This is a genomic window from Roseovarius halophilus (ex Wu et al. 2025) (assembly GCF_047086965.1).
The window spans coordinates 1-387 of sequence record NZ_JBKOTX010000583.1; the positions used below are offsets into that span (position 1 = coordinate 1).

The 387-nt window shown below is 73.9% G+C and carries 1 pseudogene; it reads right to left on the minus strand.

The annotated features are described in order from the left end of the window. A pseudogene (locus ACH107_RS33595) lies at nucleotides 1-387 on the minus strand (DNA repair protein RecN); the annotation flags it as partial.

The window sequence follows — 387 nt, forward strand, 5'->3', positions numbered from 1 at the left end:
GTCCGCGGCCTTTTCGTAGGCCGCCTCGGCCTCCTGCACGGCCCGGCGCAACGCGTCCTGATCGGCCTCCCCGCGGTCGAGCGCCGCCAGCCGCCCGCGCAGGTCCTCGGCGAACCCGCCCAGATCATCCGGCGCGATGCCGTGCTTGCGCGCCATCGCGCGAATGGCGAACAGGCGTTCCTCGGCCTCTTCCAGCTCCAGGGGGTCGAATTCCAGCGCATCGAGGCACTGCGCCACGCCCGACGCCGCCTCGTCCAGTTCCACCATCGCCCGGCCAAGCGCCGCCATCGGCTCGTCAAGCTGGCCATCGGCCTTGTCGGCGACCCCTTCAAGCCAGCGCAGCGCATCGCCCGCCGCGCCCTCGGCCCCGTCCTGCCCGAGCGCGGC